A 15,813-nucleotide genomic window follows, 5' to 3' on the forward strand; every position below is an offset into this window, starting at 1 on the left:
TTTAAATATATTTTTCTCCATATTTCAGTTTTACGTCAGCAACGAATTGTTTGATGCGTTGCTCCTCTTCTTTCTTACAGATAAGGAGGACGCCGTCAGCTTCGGCTACGATATATCCGTCTAGTCCTTGTAAAACGGCCAGCTTTCCGGCAGGCAGAGTGACTACGTTTTCGGAACTATCGAAGAATAGTGTTTCCGCTATTAATGTCGCGTTGGCATTCTCGTCTTTATCTGATATTTCGTATAAAGATCCCCAGGTTCCTAAGTCCGACCATCCAAAATCTGCCGCTTGTACATAAACATTGGTGGCTTTCTCCATCACACCGTAATCAATAGATATATTAGGGCAGAATGGAAAGTTTTCATCAATAAATGCTTTTTCGTTATCAGTTCCAAATGTATCTAATCCCTGGTCGAAACGATTTGTTATTTCAGGTAAATATTGATGAAATGCATTAAGGATTGTGCGATTGTTCCAGATGAAAATACCGGAGTTCCAAAGAAATTCGCCGCTTTCGTAGAATACTTTAGCCAATTCTAGATTCGGTTTCTCTGTAAATACTTTTACTTTAGTTACTCCATCTAATTGTTCTTCACTCATTTGGATATATCCATACCCCGTTTCCGGACGACTCGGGCGGATACCGAGGGTCAGAAGGGTATTATGTTTCTCAACAAAGGAGAATGCTTTTTGGATAATGGAGAGAAAGTCATCTTCTTTGAGTATCAGATGATCGGAAGGGGCTACAACTATATTCGCATCAGGATTGAATGAGTTTATATGATAAGTAGCAAAGGCAATACAGGGAGCCGTGTTTCGGCGCATAGGCTCCAGTAAAATTTGGTTTGAGCCGAGCTCAGGAAGCTCGTCTAGTACCATTTGTGCATATTCCTTATTTGTTACTATATATATGTTTTCTACTGGTAGAATTTTTCTAAATCGGTCTACAGTCATCTGTAAGAGGGATCGGCCGGTGCCGAAGAAGTCAAGAAACTGTTTCGGACGAGCCTCTCTGCTGAATGGCCAGAAGCGGCTGCCTATACCACCACTCATTATTACACAATAGTTGTTTTTATTATCCATACTGATTCTAATTTTTGCAAAGTTACATTATACGAATATACAAACAAAACAAAAGAGAACAATAGCAATGAGAAAAATATACAACTCTTTTATAAAAAAGTTAACGAAGGGTGTTTGATATATGAAAATATTGTGTACTTTTGCACCTCACAAGCCCAGATGGCGGAATTGGTAGACGCGCTGGTCTCAAACACCAGTGGATTCACTTCCATGCCGGTTCGATCCCGGCTCTGGGTACGGTAAGTCCTGATAGATTTTCTATCAGGATTTTTTATTTACTAATGGAGTTATTGTTTGTTGTCTGATTATATGTTTGCTATTATATATATCGGTGTGTTCACATTCAATATCTAAATTATTCCAACCCATTATTTCTAATATTCGCTTAGCCTTCTTTCTGGCAATGTTCCAATCATTATTGATATCCAATAGTGAGTCATCCCAAAAGTCGGGGTCTTTATCACCGCTACGCTTTTCAAAGAAATCATCAAGTAACATTAATTCATCGAAAGCATCTTTGTTTAGCAATTGGTTATCTAAGTATTGATTGTAAGACAATGTAAAATATGATTCAAAATCCAACACCATTTCATCTGTTACAATGCCTATTCCAATAACATATCTTTGTCTATCTGCATCACTTGCTATTGTAATGAGGCTTTTTATTAGTTCTCCAAATTTCCATAAAATTTGGTTTTCTTCTTTATCAAGGTCGGTTTGGCTATAATTATATGTAGGTTCAAATTTCATAATAAGTATAATTTGGTCAGAAAACCCAAATATAACAATTTATGGTTTCGATATTCACTCCCTTAATTCATAAATCAAATCTAAACCTTCAAGAAATTGGCTCGAGAATAGAACGGCTCTGGGTACTTCGGCGGAGAAAGTTAAAAAACTCTCTCCGCTTTTTGTTTTGTGTCTTGTAATTCGGCTTATTTTACGTATTTAAATCTTATATAGAATTATAAGAATTGGTTCGAGATATTTTTATCAAATATGACTTTTGGGGAATATTTGACCTTGTTCAATTATATCTTACCTCCTGGATTTCACATTTCTCATATAATAATCTATATTGTTTATCAAGTCAATATAGTATGTTCGTTTCGGTTCGATATATCGAGCCTTGGACTTATGAAGAAAACAATAGGAGTGTCTCTTGTTAAAGGTGTATTAAAGTAAGCCCACAGATTGTAGTGTTGATACTCTATCTATTGTTCTTGTATTAGTTTACGGAGACTATTTCTTTAATCTGCTGGTTGTCATTTTGTTGGATATTATAAACTTATTTCCGGGCGGATTGGGATTTACAATAATATTAACACCAATAGTGGCTGGGGCAGATCTATATGGTTCCTGGTTATAAGGGTATTTATCTCCTTTCCCTCCCTTTATATTATATCTTATCCTGGCTTCTCCGACGAAATCTGATGTTGGTATAAATGTTACGATTTCGGTGGTTTTATCATATCTCCATATTCCAACATCGCTCATTATATATTCAATAATGTCAGATGTGTCGTCATATATCTGAGTTCCATCGTCTAAAACGAACCTGAATGTAGTTCCGTCAATACATTCATAGCATGGGTCCTGTACTCTGGATATGGTACCTTTGTAACCGATGTCATTCTCCAAAGGGTTGAAAAATACTGTAGTTCCTTGAAATTCGTCAGGTTTAAAGTCATCATATGCTTCTGCTGCACGCGGTAGTATCAGCCTGAGATTTTTGATGACGTGTTTGTCGTTCTTAGCACCTTCCATAGAAAATGATCCGGTTGCTGCAGCAAAACCTATTTTTAGGGCTGCAGGTACTGTGGCTATCAACTCTTTCCTTCGGGAAGGCGTTGTGGGATAAGCTTCATCGTCATTATTGTCACCACTGTCATCATGCCATGCATTTTCGAGATAAATGAACCTTTCCCTATATTCATAGTCATATATAATTGTATCTCTACGGTTTTCATTTTCTATCATGACTGATATGAAAAATCCACCGTTCCCAGTTTCTTTATTAGGGAATAGTTCGATGTATGCCCTGCGGTAGCCGGGATCGGTCTGACGTTCAAATTCATGTCCTCCTTTGATCGGAAAAGGAATAGTATTTGGACTCAGTTGATTGTATTTTTCAAATGCATAGTTTATAGCATCCGTACCCGAACCTTTTTTTAGCCTGTGGCCGATGTTTTGCATTGTACTTTGTGTAACTAATACAGGATAGCCAACATATCCGACTCCCATACCGGGAACTTCCTTACTGTTGTACATCATTGGTGTATAATTCATAGCTCCACGCAGGGTGACATCGTTGTCTGTTTGCGGACCAAGTTCGCTCGTTCCGGTCACACCAAAACCGTAAGGGAGACCATTTACTCTGGCCTCACCCTGATAAAACATTTTTTTGAAGTTGCCGAATGAGTCAAAGGCTATTCCCAGATATGCAGCATTGGATCCTATGGCACGCTTGAGGCTGTGCTCGGGATGTTTATTTGCACTTCGGTTATATGTATATCCTATCCCTGCGCCCGGAGCACCGATATAAGGGGTTTTCGATGCATCAAAAAAGAATACGGACAGGCCGTCACCTCCGGTGCCATCGTATGTCATATACTCGAAAGAGATAAAAAGACCTGCACTTGCGTCGAATTGATGGTTATCCAGATACATAGCCCCGAATTTGTCGAACTCGGCAGGGGTGAGTACCGCTCCTTTATTGCTGAATATAACGCTGTTTTGATCCGGTTTGGGTATTTCTATACCTGTAGGCTTGGTGGCGCTGAGGAAAGATTCGAAATATGGATAATCTCCGGATATTTGTGCTGGTAGATGTATAATGAATAACAGAAAAAATAGGAAGGTAAGTCCTAAGGGCTTTGCAGGGAGATAATGTGGGGTATTTTTCATAAGGGCATTTTATTGGAAGAGATTATTTCGTAACAAAGACGATATTTATATAAGAGCAGCAAACATCGGAGGGAAGCGGGTCTTTCAATATGTATATCATTTCTCCGGTTTCATCTACGGTTACGCTTTGGAATATGTCTTCATCATAATCTGTGATGTAATAATCGAGATCTTCGGCCTCCAAATAATAGGGTATAGGTTTGTTTGTACTAGATGCTTTTGGATTTGAAAATTGTTGTACATACCTTGTATGTAGATTGATTGGTAGAGGGTTTTGGCTTAAATCGATTTGTATAGACGGCATATAAAAGAAATTGACTTCTTTTCTCAATCCTGCTTTTTCCCATTTGACTCCATCCCAAACATATATGCCGGCTTCGACACTCGTTGTGCCGATATTATATACAGATAGTCCTTTGTGTTTTAGCTTTTCTTCTTCGGTATCAAGTCCTGCTATTTCCGTGAATATACCAAGGGTCAGAAGGTCTGATATCGATACGCGTGGCATGAGCAATCCTCCTCCATCAGATGAGTTCTGTCCCGATCCTCCATTTTTAGTTTTGAGATCTAGTAGAGCCGCTTTCTCGGGGACAATGCCTGATCCTATTGTGACTTGTGCAAAAGTTGTTATTATATAAAATGTAAATATAATGAGGAGTAGTAACCTTTTTTTCATTTCCAACTTCTTTTTATTTAGCATTGTTTTAGTCAGTACAAACTTATCTTTAATTATATACAGATAAAAATCAATTTTTGCAGCTGTTTATGCTTCCGGATAAAAGGATGCGCATAATATGCTAATATTCATCAAAAGAATTATTAATGATTACAATATTCGCTTATCTCTAATATTATTTCTCAATTATTGCTGGTAAATAAGGGTTGATATCACGATTTGTTTATTAGATATCCTTTTGTTGTGGAACCTAGGATGTTTTTGTGGTTTAAATAAAATTAACACAATTGAATCCTGATTTATATCTTGTTTTTCTTATCTATGTAAACTACTTCGCCCGATATATCGACTCTTGCAGGTTTTTAAGGAAAAAATAATATTAATGCCTATGTATGAAAAAGATTTGCACGAGAAGTTTGTAAGTTATCTACATGTATGTTATCCCCGGAAAAGAGAATTGATTTCTTTACTGACGGATATTTTAATATTGGAGAGAGAGTCCGTATCCCGACGGCTGAATGGGAAGGTGTTATTTACTGTAAATGAGATTGGGAAGATCGCTAGATGTCTTAATGTGTCGATAGATCGTTTATTAGAGAAGAATCAAAATCCGCCATTGTTTCCATTGAATCTGATAATGCCATTAAGATTAGAATCGATAGATGTTCTGATCGAACAGATTGATAAGAATAAGGAGAAACTGAAATGTGTAGAAGAATACCCCTTTGAGGTAGGGCATATATTTGATTCATTACCAGTAGAATATTTTATGTCATATACTTATTTGTGTAAATTTATGTATTTCAAATGGGCATATTTTTTTGTTGGAAATAACTCTTTCAAAGACTATAATACTTGGCGGGTACCACTGCAAATTTATGATTATCATGACGAACTGATAAAGTGTTGGAACAATTATGATGCTATATTTTATATATGGGATAATCCGGTTATTTGGAATCTGGTGGGAGAAATAAATTTATTTTATAAAATGCGGATTCTGAATGAAAAAGATGTTGCTTTGATAAAAAAAGATTTACATGATTTATTAGATGACGTAGAAACGCGTACAAAAGAAACGGGGAATGGAAAAGATATTTCAAAAAAAAATGCAGATCTATATATTTCGAGTGTTAATATAGGGGTTACATGTATTTATTTTCAATCTCCAGAAATTTCTTTTATACATTATAAGCCTCCTTTTGCTTTACCTGCATTATATAAGGATGCAGAAAGTTTTAATCTCATATATGATTGGATAAATTCCATGAAAAGGGTATCAACTTTAGTATCCGGAAGTGGAGCCGTAGAGAGACGTATCTTCTTTGATAAACAACATGAAATCGTAGAAAAAGAATTATCTTTGAAATAATTTCCAAAAACGGAGGCCTCCAGTCAGGTAGCCTCCGTTCTATCTATTCTTAAAAGATTGAAAGAAATTAAAGTTTATCTAAATGGTTATATTGCTGATTTAAGAAATCTGCTTGCATCTTTTGATTAGAGAGGGTGATCAATGTAGAATATTTTTTTAATGATTCTATCCATTCTCTTTGCATAACACACATTTGTTTGTCTGTTGTTTCAAAGGCGCTGTCGGAATGAATCCAGAACGAGACGGATTCATTATCATCGTATTGCAGATAGGAAGAGTTGGAGTTGATGTCGATAGAGGACAAATACACATTCCACTTTGCGCCCGTAGAGCTTTGCCCTGTACTTAGAATCATCTGGAAATTATCCAGCATGTTTTGTAGCTCTCCTTTGATCAATGAAATTTCATAATCATTAATAAGTCCCCTGTCTTGGTAATACTTGATTTCTTGAATTGTATTGGATAGGATATTTTCATCTGCGATGATGCTTTTATCCAGTCTTTGCTGGTAAAAGGCGGCTCTATGTGCCATATTAATAGTTTCTTCCGGAACTTCCAGGTCACAATAGTAATAGTTTAGGGATACTTCATCGAACTGGTGTATCCATTTGTAATATATAAACTTTAGCAAATGTTCGGAATGTAGATAGAATGTCCCGAGTAAGCGATTTAGAGCTAGTCCGGTATGGCTTCTTTCTGAATTGTAAACTTCTGCCATCCTATTGCAAAAAGCATGTAGCATATTATTAAAACTTACTTCGGCAGGGGCAGATCTTTCTCTGAAGAGATTGAAGATCGCTCTATAGTTGTCGTATTCGCAATGAATGTCGTCAAGTGAGAAATTTAATTCCGTTGATAATTTGAGAATTTCGTCGAGGGAAAAATCTATCTGGCCGTTCAATCGTCGATAAACAGACTCTCGGCCCAAATCTAAAACATCGGTTAAGTAATTAACCGGCTTTACATTGCTGGATATATTTTCAAGAATTCTTTTTGTTAAAATTTCTTTTAGCTTATTGTCCATTTTTTTCTTTCGCTTAACTATTTCATTCTGATAATTTTTCTAACTGAGCCAAATGTTCATTGTATAGTTCTGCCTGCATTTTCTGGTTAGAATGTGAAATTAATATAGAGTATTTTTTTAATGATTCCAGCCAGTCTTTCTGCAACTCGCATAGTTTAGGATCTGATGTATATACACAACTATTGGAATGCATCCAATAATATGATAAAAATTTATTGTCATAAGAGATGTAGGACGTATTGTTCTCTACATTCAGTGAGGAAAGATATATCTCATATTGATTCTTTCTTTGCGAGATGCCATATGGTGAGAATCGGAAAAAGCTTTCAACAAAAGTCTTTAATTCGCTTTTTAGTACTAGGGTCTCGTCGTATGATATAAGTCCTCTCTCCTGATAATACTTAATTTCTTTAATTGTATTATTGAGAAAGTTTCTATCAGTAATCAGTACAATATTTGGTGCGGTTGAATAAGAGATGGCTCTATTCTTTAAATTAGTAATTTCTTCAGTAATATTCAGATCAGAGAAATAAAAATTTAGAGGGGTATTCCCAAACTGATGTAGCCATTTATAATAGCAGAACTTAAATAGGTTATCAAATGCCCAGGTAAACACAGCTAAAATGCAATTAGTAGACATGATGATTTGATTACTTTCGGCCTTGTATATCGACTCCATTGTGTCACAATGATCTTTGAGCGTGGATACAAAACCATTTTCATTCCCTATAAGCTTGTTATTTTGTAAGTTAAAAGCTGATCTGTTGTCTCCGAAACCTTTAAACAATTCGTCCATCGAAAAGTCTAAATTTGCCGCAAGGCACAACATTTCTTCGAACGAAAAAGGAATCGTTCCTTTCAGGCGCCGGTAAACAGACTCTTTGCTAAGGCCTAAGACATTTGTTATATAATCAGCAGGTTTTATGCCAGAAGGTATTTTTCTTAATAGCTTATGGGATACAGCTGATTTGGTATTATTTTTCATAATAAATTATCTACACGTTGCTTTTATATCAGTTATATATCTAAGGAATAATGCGTTAATTGTAAAGTTTAATAAAGATATATATCGGTTTTTAGTTTTATAATGTATTAATGTTACTTGTATTCTTCTCTGGCTTAAATGAAAAGCCACAAAGCTATATTAATAACAGGTTTCTGAACAAATTATGCATCCGGATGTACTTCGAAATACATACCTGTTTTATTTGTTGAGACAACAAAAGAGTATTATATGAGCTTTGCCTTTATTCTATCTTTGATAATGATGTCGGTGACCACATCAATTTTATATCAAAAGTAAGCTAATATGGATTTATTTTTTACAATATATGTCCCGTAAAAGTTGCATATAGGTGTTTTTGTTTAAATATAATGTGGCATTTATGTCATATTATCTAATAAATAGTTTTTCGGTATCATTTTGAGGTGTGGTAAAGTCTTATTTTATGATGAAATGTACAATATTTGTTATGTGTTACGATTGATTGTACACATATCCTTTGTTTGGATATATTTGTATTGTTAATATAAATGTGGAGGAAAAAACAAAGACCAAAATTGCAAAATTGCCCTGCGATTTGGTGTAAAATGAAATCGGCATTAATATATTAATAAGTATATTATAACAGGGAATAATATACTTGTTATTCACGGCCGGGATAAGAACGGCGGATTTAGATTCGGATTGTTTTAAAGACGATTTTAGAGGTGTGAATATCTGTAAGGGGAAAGTAGAGCCGGTTTGTGGCCCTAGATTTCCTCCAAATATTTATATTGTTGATTAAGAAAGTCTGCCTGCATCTTTTGATTCGATTTTGTTATCAGAGTCGAATGCTTTTTCAGTGAATCTATCCATTCCTTCTGTAGCAGATATATTTGACTGTCAGAAGTGGTGAAGGCGGCATCGGAATGTATCCAGAAAGAAGTCGACACCTGATCATCGTAATTCAGGCATGAAGTATTTGAGCATACATTAATAGACGATAAATATATATCCCATTTGATACCAATCTGATTTTCCCCGGTATTCAATATTTGCTCAAAGTTTTCTAGCAGATCGATCAGATCTCCTTTGATCAGGGCTACTTCGTCATTGCTGATTAATTGTCTGTCCTGATAGTACTTTATTTCCTGGATAGTATTGTATAAGATATCTTCATCCAAAATAATTGTTTTACTTAATCGTTGCTGATAATAAGATGCTTTTTGTATCAGGTTAGAAATGTCAGATGAAAGTACAAGTTCCCTATAGTAATAGTTTAGAGGAACGTTGTCAAATTGATGCTTCCATTTATAATAGATAAATTTATACAAGTGATTGTGTGCCAGAGCTAAAGTGCCTATCAGACGATTTACAGCAATATCTGTGTGTTTTTCTTTAGCTTCGTAAACGGTCGCCATCCTGTTGTAGAGGGCCTGGAGCATAGATTTGAAACTTTCTTCCGGCTGATTTAGCCTGTTTTTGTAGAATTCAAATGCAGCTAGATTATCATCATATTCATTGTGTATCTCATTTAGAGAGAAATTTAGTCTGGACGATAATTTTACTATCTCGGCCAAAGAGAAATCAATTTGTCCGTTCAAACGCCTGTAGGCAGATTCCCTTCCTATATCCAGTATCCCTGTTAAGTGGGTAACGGGCTTTACTTTATCAGGAATGTTTTCCAGAACTTTTTTTATAAGAATTTCTTTTAGTTTGCTATCCATTCTTTTAATATTTTATATCGTTATGTCCTGTGCGGTTAAGGTCTCCAGTTGATCTGAGAATAAGCTGTAAAGCTCGGCCTGCATTTTTTGGTTTGAGTTGGATATCAGGATCGAATATTTTTTTAGCGAATCAATCCAGTTTTTCTGTAGCATACATATTTCAGGATCAGAGGTGTATACGCCACTATCGGAATAAGTCCAGAAATACGATAATTTTTTGTCGTCATAGACTATATAGGACGTATTGTTTTCTATATTTAAAGAAGATAAGTAAACTTCATATTTCCCTTCAGGTTCAAGTATATTGTCAGCTGAAAAAGTGTAATATTTCTCAATAAATGCTTTTAAATCATCTTTGATCAATGTTACGTTTTCTTTATCTATCAGTTTCCTGTCTATGTAATACCTGATTTCTTTAATCGTATTATGCAATATATTTCTATCTGTTATAAAACAGATGCGTTGTGTCTCTGTATAACGGATAATCTTCTTTCGAAGATCGTTTAATTCTTCAGGAATCTGAATGTCCGAGAACTTATAATTTAAAGAGGTATTTCCTGTCTGGTGTAACCATTTGTAATAATAAAACTTGAAAAGGTGGTCGAAGGAGCTTGTGAAAATACCTAATATACGGTTGGCTGATATTGTTATCTGATTATTGTCTGTTTTATTGACTGCTGCCATAATTTCACTATGGTATCTGAATATATCTATAAAACCGTTCTCTACGGATCCTATCAATTGATTATTTGTTGCAATAATGGATGCATATTTACTTTTGTCTCCTTTTAGCATCTCATCTAATGAGAAGCCCAAGGCTTTGGATAAGGTAAGTATTTCTTCGAAAGTAAACGGAATAATGCCTTTAAGTCGCCGATAAACCGATTCCTTACTGAGGTTTAAAGTTCCGGCTATATAATCGGATACTTTTATATCGGAAGGAATTTTTTCTAATATTTTGGCAGTAAGTTCAAGTTCGCTATAATTTTTCATATAAATTACTGAATTATTATATGTGCCTGTTACCCTTACGTGTTATTATCAGTGGAGATAGAAACGCGTCGGTAAATTGCTTTTTGATTATAAATTGAAAAGTTCTCTTCTTGATTGAGATAGAATTTTATTCTTTAAAAATTTGCGTTTGTCTCTAAAATAATTTGTTGTCCTTTTCTATTTCTCTGGTGCAAAGTTATATTAAAAGATGTTCTTGATATGTATTTAAAATGTTAAGTTTATTGAGAAAAAGTAATGAAAGCAAAAGGTTTAAATAATAATGCTAAAATTATTTCACATACGCAGATTGATAGTTAAAAAGTATTTGATCTCATTCATTATCATGATATCATACATCTCTATTCTAATTTAGATCAGAGGGTGTATCAAAAGTAGTATTCTGTATACAAAGTGTTGCTCTCTATTGCTATCGGTTTCGCTTTGCTTTGACGAACGTTGTTTTTTGAACGGAGTGAAGTATCTCTTTCCCGAAAAAACGGGATGTTTCACTCCGCTCAAGAAGACAAAAAAAGAATCTGGAAATACTATTGGCACAACCTCCTCTCCCAATTAGATAAATATTACAAATATGTATTTTTGGTAGGTTTTCTGCGTCTTAAAGTGACTCTATGTGATGCAAATGAGGTTTATCGTCTTTCTTTGATCAAATGCTGATATTTAATTGAGGCTTGCTTGTGGCTGTTGGTACGAAAATAAAATGATGTCCTACTGTTTGTTCATGTTTTTTTTATCTGTAATACTTTTCTTTGTAAGTGGATAAAACAATAATACATTATAGATTGTGAAGACTAACGAAGACAAATCCATGAAACAATAATCTATATTATCTAAAAATATAAGAATCAATTCAATGCCTTAAGATGAGCGAATATTATTTGTCTTAAAAGTTGTCTTAAAATTTGTCTTCCTCATTATTTTGGCTGCCATTTGCGAAAATCGTAGAGCAGAATGTTAAGGCATTGAATTATTCATATTAAAAATTGAGTAACAAAAAATAGGAATAATTGTATATACTTTACTAAACTCAGAAAAATTATGAAGACAAAGCTAGCGGCTACGTTGTTTGGTATTTTCCTCATACTAAGCTGTATAAGCCCAAGTATAGCTCAGGTGACTATTGGTCAGAATGAAGAACCTGAGAAATACTCTATTTTACAAGTAAAAGATCATGCCATTGATCGGAGTGGATCTTTGGATGCTGTAACAGCCGAAAAAGGAGGACTCCTGTTGCCACGCGTGGAACTGAAAAAGAAAAAAGAACTACTCCCATTTGCTACAGAGACTGATGTGAGCAATAATGGTCAGGATTATCAAGATGCAAAACTATTGCATACCGGACTTATTGTGTATAATCTGAAAGAAGATGAAGATGAAGAATTATGCGTGGGCTTGAACCAATGGGATGGTGTTCAGTGGAACTGCTTTCAGGAGAAGATTGGTAATGCTATTGCACGGGTTACAGATTGTAGTACGATAGAATTTACCGGAGCATATAAAGATGGTGTATCGCTGAATAGTTCCAATCAAATGATTGTCACATTAGAAGTTACTAAAACAGGGGCATATACACTAACTGCCACAGTCGGATATGCTGGAGATCCCGATCAGGATAACGGATATTTCTTTACAGTTACCGGAGTATTTCTGTCCAAGGGGACTTACACATTGACTATACAAGGATCAGGTACTCCTGTGCTATTTACTCCTGAAAACAATCTAGGGGACTATGTAACTATTATCTTTAATGAAAAACCATTACTCGATCCCTCGGAGAACAGTTGTTCTAAGCGTATATTCGTAGAGAACTCAGCTGTGAAACCGGCTTTTAGAATCGATTGTGCATCTTCAAAAGTATTTGGAAGCTATTATCTGGATAAGGAGCTAACCGCTCTTGAATATATTGAAGTAAATCTTCGGGTAGATGCATCCAGCTATCCTCCGGGAAGTGTACCGGCTAAAGCAAGGCTATGGACAGATGAAGTGAATGGAATAAAATTTGAAGGCGAAGTCTCTTTGAGCGGACCATCAGTGACTGTCTATTTGGAAGGCTCGGGTAAACCGAATACATTAAATCCCATAAAATTGACTATATATTCTAATAGTGAGACAACTACAGCAACCTGCGAGGTGATTGTACGTCCTGTTATAAAGACAAAGAAGATTGTAACAATAGGGCTGAACAACGATTATGGATATGCAATATATGGCTCGACACTGAATCATGTACAGAAAATGCTGGGAAATCATTCGAGCTATCCCAATACTACAAATTTTGGAGCAGCTAATAGTACTGTTCCTACAGAAGCATTTAGCTATGTACACTATGCAACAGGTAATGCAGAGAAAGAATCTGAAATACGTGCAATTATACAAGCTCAAAAACCTGATATTATTCATATAGCTTATTACCATACACCAAGTACAGTAGAGGCACCAGGAGTTGGACAGGCTTTGGCCGAGTATGTAAAAGCAGGAGGAGTTTTATTCGCACAATGGGAGTTTGACGGATATAAAATCGCACAGGCATTCTTTCAGCAGATGTTTCCATCTGCGACTATAAAGGCAGAACGTTTTAATTCCTCAAACACAGCAATTACAGCGGGTAATGTCTTCAGAATAGAGCCTTTCGATGACGATATTACCAATGGGCCATTCGGAGATGTCAGAGGTTTGCAATGGGGGGATGATGGACGTGATGGAATCAGAGTCGTAGGGATTCCTTCAGATAAAATTATCAACTACTCTTCAGATGTAAACCTTAGTCAAGATAACTCTGATATTATAGTTGATGGAGCCACTACATTTTGCCGGTTAAAAGAATATAACGTAATATTTATTGGTGATGGAGGTTTTATGGCCGGTCAGGATAAAAAAATGGGCGATACCAACGTCTATAAGCACACACAGGTATTTACTATCAGTGATGACGGACAAGCCAGACCTATACCTAATACGCAATATGGAAATTCCGGTGGGATCTATTTTACTGTATACAACAGCCTTGTATTTGGTAATATATTTACATGGGCACTCAAACAGGCTGAACTCACACCATATAGACCATAAAGCCGAAAACTATACCTTATAATATGATGGCATAAGGGACTTCTCTTATGCCATCTTTTATTTTTAATTGGTAAATAACTTACCAGTGTGTCGAATGCAAAAAAGTTTTTTACAATTGCTTTTTCTTTTTATACATCTGCCTTTCTTCAGCAATATCAGCCATGTTCTTTACAGCCCAATCCACAAGGTTGTTTAAATGAGGCATAAGCCCGTTTGCCGATTCTGTAAGACAATATTCTACCCGTGGAGGTACTTCCGGATAAATAGTTCTTACAACAAGTCCGTCTGCTTCTAAAGAGCGTAAAGTTACCGTTAGCATCCGTTGCGATATATCTCCTATCGATTTTTGAACATCACTGAAACGCATTGTGCCGTTTACACTCAATGTTGTAAGCACAAGTAACGACCATTTGTCGCCAAGCCTGCTCAGAATATCCCTGATAGGACATATTTCGACCCGAAGAAAAGTTTTCATTTTTTTTCTGACTTATTGTACTGTATATCAATGTTACTTACTTTTTTGTAAGTAAATTACGAAAAAGTTCGGTCTTGTATATATTGATTACGAATTGTATGTTTGCATAACAAAGGTAATAAAGTTATGATAAGTAACTATAATAATAAACACTAAAATTTAATAATCATGGCAAAAAAGGTTGCAGTATTAGTAGTAAACCCTGTGAACGGGGCAGGATTGTTTCAGTATCTGGAAGCATTTTTCGAAAATAGTATTCCTTATAAAACATTTGCGGTAGCAGAAACTACAAGTGTGAAAACTAATTCGGGTATTAATTTGCAAACGGATGATGTGGTTGCTAATCTCAAAGGACACGAAAATGAATACGATGCGTTGGTCTTCGCTTGTGGTGATGCAATACCCGAATTTGCAAAGAATGCAGAGAAACAGTTCAATCAGGATATGCTGGTTGTGATGAAGAACTTTAGCGAACAAGATAAGATTTTGATAGGCCATTGTGCTGCCGCATTACTTTTCGATAATCTCGGAATCGGAAATGGGAAAAAGGTAGCTTTACACCCGTTTGTCAAATCGATGGTTAAAGGATGTGTCGGTACAGACGAAAAATCTGTCATTGACGGGAATGTATATACGGCTCAAACCGAAGATGCAATTCCTTCCCTTATCCCGGGCTTGCTGAAAGCCTTAATGTAATTATTTAATAAACGGAAATGTACTAAAAGCGGGAGATATCAATTACTTTGATCTTTCCCGTTCTTTTATATAGTAAAGTATGTATCAGACGTATTTCAGTAAAGAAGAAATAGACAGTAATTCCACATTTCGGCCATCTACCTTTAATAAACCTTCGTCGGCCATCCTTTTTATTTCATTGGCTAATGCCGGCCGTGTCACACTCAGGTATTCGGCCAGTTGAGTCTGGTTATGTTCCATTACAGATAATGTGCCACTCTGTTTATGTTCAAACAGGTAATAGATAAAGCGGCTTCTGATACTCTTATAAGATAAGATCCGTAATCTGCTTACCGTGCAGGCATTGCAGTTTCCGGTAAGTCTCAAAAAGTTTTTAAGGAGTTCCGGCTCTGAACTTATCAGCGTAAATGCGGATTCTTTTGTTGCCTTAAATAAAATACCATCTTCTATAACGGTAAAGGTAGCAGGGAATACGCTATTTCCGTCAAACAGATGAGGGGTGGCGAATGCTCGTGGGCCTATAAGGTTCTCCACCTTGACGTTATTACCCGACACATCAATGATATTTACCTCGAGATTTCCTTTCAGCAAGATGTACATATGCAGGCAGGGTGTGTTCTGACGGATAATAATTTCGCCTTTGGATATTTCGGTCACAGTATAATCCAACTTATCTAACAAAGTCTTCTTCGCGTCCTCATTCAGCCCCCTGAATAGAGGGATTTTGTGGATGATATTGATTTGTTGGTCGGTCAGGTAATTATTGTGCTCCATCAATCTTGTACTTTAA

At 35.8% G+C, this 15,813-nt stretch carries 13 protein-coding genes and 1 tRNA gene; 4 read left to right on the top strand and 10 right to left on the bottom strand.

The window, feature by feature from the left end; all coding sequences use genetic code 11:
* Window position 1 precedes the first annotated feature (1 nt).
* Window positions 2-1,084 carry a mannose-1-phosphate guanylyltransferase gene (locus tag QZL88_RS14555; RefSeq protein ID WP_296942230.1) on the bottom strand — a complete coding sequence of 361 codons (1,083 nt, stop codon included), beginning with the start codon at window positions 1,082-1,084 and terminating at the stop codon, window positions 2-4.
* Window positions 1,085-1,237: 153 nt separating this feature from the next.
* On the opposite strand from QZL88_RS14555, the gene QZL88_RS14560 reads away from it, so the two are divergent.
* Window positions 1,238-1,321: transfer RNA gene (locus QZL88_RS14560), tRNA-Leu, on the top strand.
* A gap of 24 nt (window positions 1,322-1,345) precedes the next feature.
* On the opposite strand, the gene QZL88_RS14565 is transcribed toward QZL88_RS14560, so the two are convergent.
* From QZL88_RS14565 to QZL88_RS14575, 3 genes are all read right to left on the bottom strand, one after another.
* Window positions 1,346-1,834, bottom strand: a complete 489-nt coding sequence (locus QZL88_RS14565) for a hypothetical protein (protein WP_296942232.1) — start codon at window positions 1,832-1,834, stop codon at window positions 1,346-1,348.
* A 492-nt stretch (window positions 1,835-2,326) separates the two neighbouring features.
* A complete protein-coding gene (locus tag QZL88_RS14570) occupies window positions 2,327-3,991 on the bottom strand; it encodes a hypothetical protein (RefSeq protein WP_296942234.1) in 1,665 nt (554 codons plus the stop codon).
* A 22-nt stretch (window positions 3,992-4,013) separates the two neighbouring features.
* Entirely contained in the window at window positions 4,014-4,667 is a 654-nt protein-coding gene (locus QZL88_RS14575; protein WP_296942236.1) for a hypothetical protein, read from the bottom strand.
* Window positions 4,668-5,055: 388 nt separating this feature from the next.
* Between QZL88_RS14575 and QZL88_RS14580 the strand changes: the two genes are divergently transcribed.
* Window positions 5,056-6,039 (top strand): helix-turn-helix domain-containing protein, encoded by a 984-nt coding sequence (locus tag QZL88_RS14580; RefSeq protein WP_296942238.1) that lies wholly within the window; start codon window positions 5,056-5,058, stop codon window positions 6,037-6,039.
* A 67-nt stretch (window positions 6,040-6,106) separates the two neighbouring features.
* On the opposite strand, the gene QZL88_RS14585 is transcribed toward QZL88_RS14580, so the two are convergent.
* The 4 genes from QZL88_RS14585 to QZL88_RS14600 form a co-directional block, all read right to left on the bottom strand.
* Window positions 6,107-7,063, bottom strand: coding sequence for a hypothetical protein (locus QZL88_RS14585; protein ID WP_296942240.1), 957 nt, complete (start codon window positions 7,061-7,063; stop codon window positions 6,107-6,109).
* A 22-nt stretch (window positions 7,064-7,085) separates the two neighbouring features.
* A complete protein-coding gene (locus QZL88_RS14590) occupies window positions 7,086-8,048 on the bottom strand; it encodes a helix-turn-helix domain-containing protein (protein WP_296942242.1) in 963 nt (320 codons plus the stop codon).
* Window positions 8,049-8,815: 767 nt separating this feature from the next.
* A complete protein-coding gene (locus QZL88_RS14595) occupies window positions 8,816-9,772 on the bottom strand; it encodes a hypothetical protein (RefSeq protein WP_296942244.1) in 957 nt (318 codons plus the stop codon).
* Window positions 9,773-9,784: 12 nt separating this feature from the next.
* Complete coding sequence (locus tag QZL88_RS14600; RefSeq protein ID WP_296942245.1) at window positions 9,785-10,765, bottom strand: hypothetical protein; 981 nt, start codon at window positions 10,763-10,765, stop codon at window positions 9,785-9,787.
* 1,056 nt (window positions 10,766-11,821) lie between these two features.
* Here QZL88_RS14600 and QZL88_RS14605 point away from each other — a divergent pair.
* A complete protein-coding gene (locus QZL88_RS14605; protein WP_296942246.1) occupies window positions 11,822-13,852 on the top strand; it encodes a hypothetical protein in 2,031 nt (676 codons plus the stop codon).
* Between the two features lie 109 nt (window positions 13,853-13,961).
* Here the strand turns inward: QZL88_RS14605 and QZL88_RS14610 are convergent, their stop codons facing one another.
* On the bottom strand, window positions 13,962-14,327 hold the full coding sequence (locus QZL88_RS14610; protein WP_296942247.1) for a helix-turn-helix domain-containing protein: 366 nt from the start codon (window positions 14,325-14,327) through the stop codon (window positions 13,962-13,964).
* A 168-nt stretch (window positions 14,328-14,495) separates the two neighbouring features.
* Between QZL88_RS14610 and QZL88_RS14615 the strand changes: the two genes are divergently transcribed.
* Complete coding sequence (locus tag QZL88_RS14615; protein WP_296942249.1) at window positions 14,496-15,023, top strand: DJ-1/PfpI family protein; 528 nt, start codon at window positions 14,496-14,498, stop codon at window positions 15,021-15,023.
* A gap of 84 nt (window positions 15,024-15,107) precedes the next feature.
* Here the strand turns inward: QZL88_RS14615 and QZL88_RS14620 are convergent, their stop codons facing one another.
* Window positions 15,108-15,797 (bottom strand): Crp/Fnr family transcriptional regulator, encoded by a 690-nt coding sequence (locus QZL88_RS14620; RefSeq protein ID WP_296942252.1) that lies wholly within the window; start codon window positions 15,795-15,797, stop codon window positions 15,108-15,110.
* Window positions 15,798-15,813: the final 16 nt, after the last annotated feature.

This window comes from uncultured Dysgonomonas sp. (genome assembly GCF_900079725.1).
GTDB lineage: Bacteria > Bacteroidota > Bacteroidia > Bacteroidales > Dysgonomonadaceae > Dysgonomonas.

Coding starts and splice junctions, on each gene's coding strand:
- QZL88_RS14590 (WP_296942242.1), bottom strand. CDS start 8,048: ATGAAAAATAATACCAAATCAGCTGTATCCCATAAGCTATTAAGAAAA.
- QZL88_RS14585 (WP_296942240.1), bottom strand. CDS start 7,063: ATGGACAATAAGCTAAAAGAAATTTTAACAAAAAGAATTCTTGAAAAT.
- QZL88_RS14600 (WP_296942245.1), bottom strand. CDS start 10,765: ATGAAAAATTATAGCGAACTTGAACTTACTGCCAAAATATTAGAAAAA.
- QZL88_RS14580 (WP_296942238.1), top strand. CDS start 5,056: ATGTATGAAAAAGATTTGCACGAGAAGTTTGTAAGTTATCTACATGTA.
- QZL88_RS14555 (WP_296942230.1), bottom strand. CDS start 1,084: ATGGATAATAAAAACAACTATTGTGTAATAATGAGTGGTGGTATAGGC.
- QZL88_RS14570 (WP_296942234.1), bottom strand. CDS start 3,991: ATGAAAAATACCCCACATTATCTCCCTGCAAAGCCCTTAGGACTTACC.
- QZL88_RS14615 (WP_296942249.1), top strand. CDS start 14,496: ATGGCAAAAAAGGTTGCAGTATTAGTAGTAAACCCTGTGAACGGGGCA.
- QZL88_RS14620 (WP_296942252.1), bottom strand. CDS start 15,797: ATGGAGCACAATAATTACCTGACCGACCAACAAATCAATATCATCCAC.
- QZL88_RS14610 (WP_296942247.1), bottom strand. CDS start 14,327: ATGAAAACTTTTCTTCGGGTCGAAATATGTCCTATCAGGGATATTCTG.
- QZL88_RS14565 (WP_296942232.1), bottom strand. CDS start 1,834: ATGAAATTTGAACCTACATATAATTATAGCCAAACCGACCTTGATAAA.
- QZL88_RS14575 (WP_296942236.1), bottom strand. CDS start 4,667: ATGAAAAAAAGGTTACTACTCCTCATTATATTTACATTTTATATAATA.
- QZL88_RS14595 (WP_296942244.1), bottom strand. CDS start 9,772: ATGGATAGCAAACTAAAAGAAATTCTTATAAAAAAAGTTCTGGAAAAC.
- QZL88_RS14605 (WP_296942246.1), top strand. CDS start 11,822: ATGAAGACAAAGCTAGCGGCTACGTTGTTTGGTATTTTCCTCATACTA.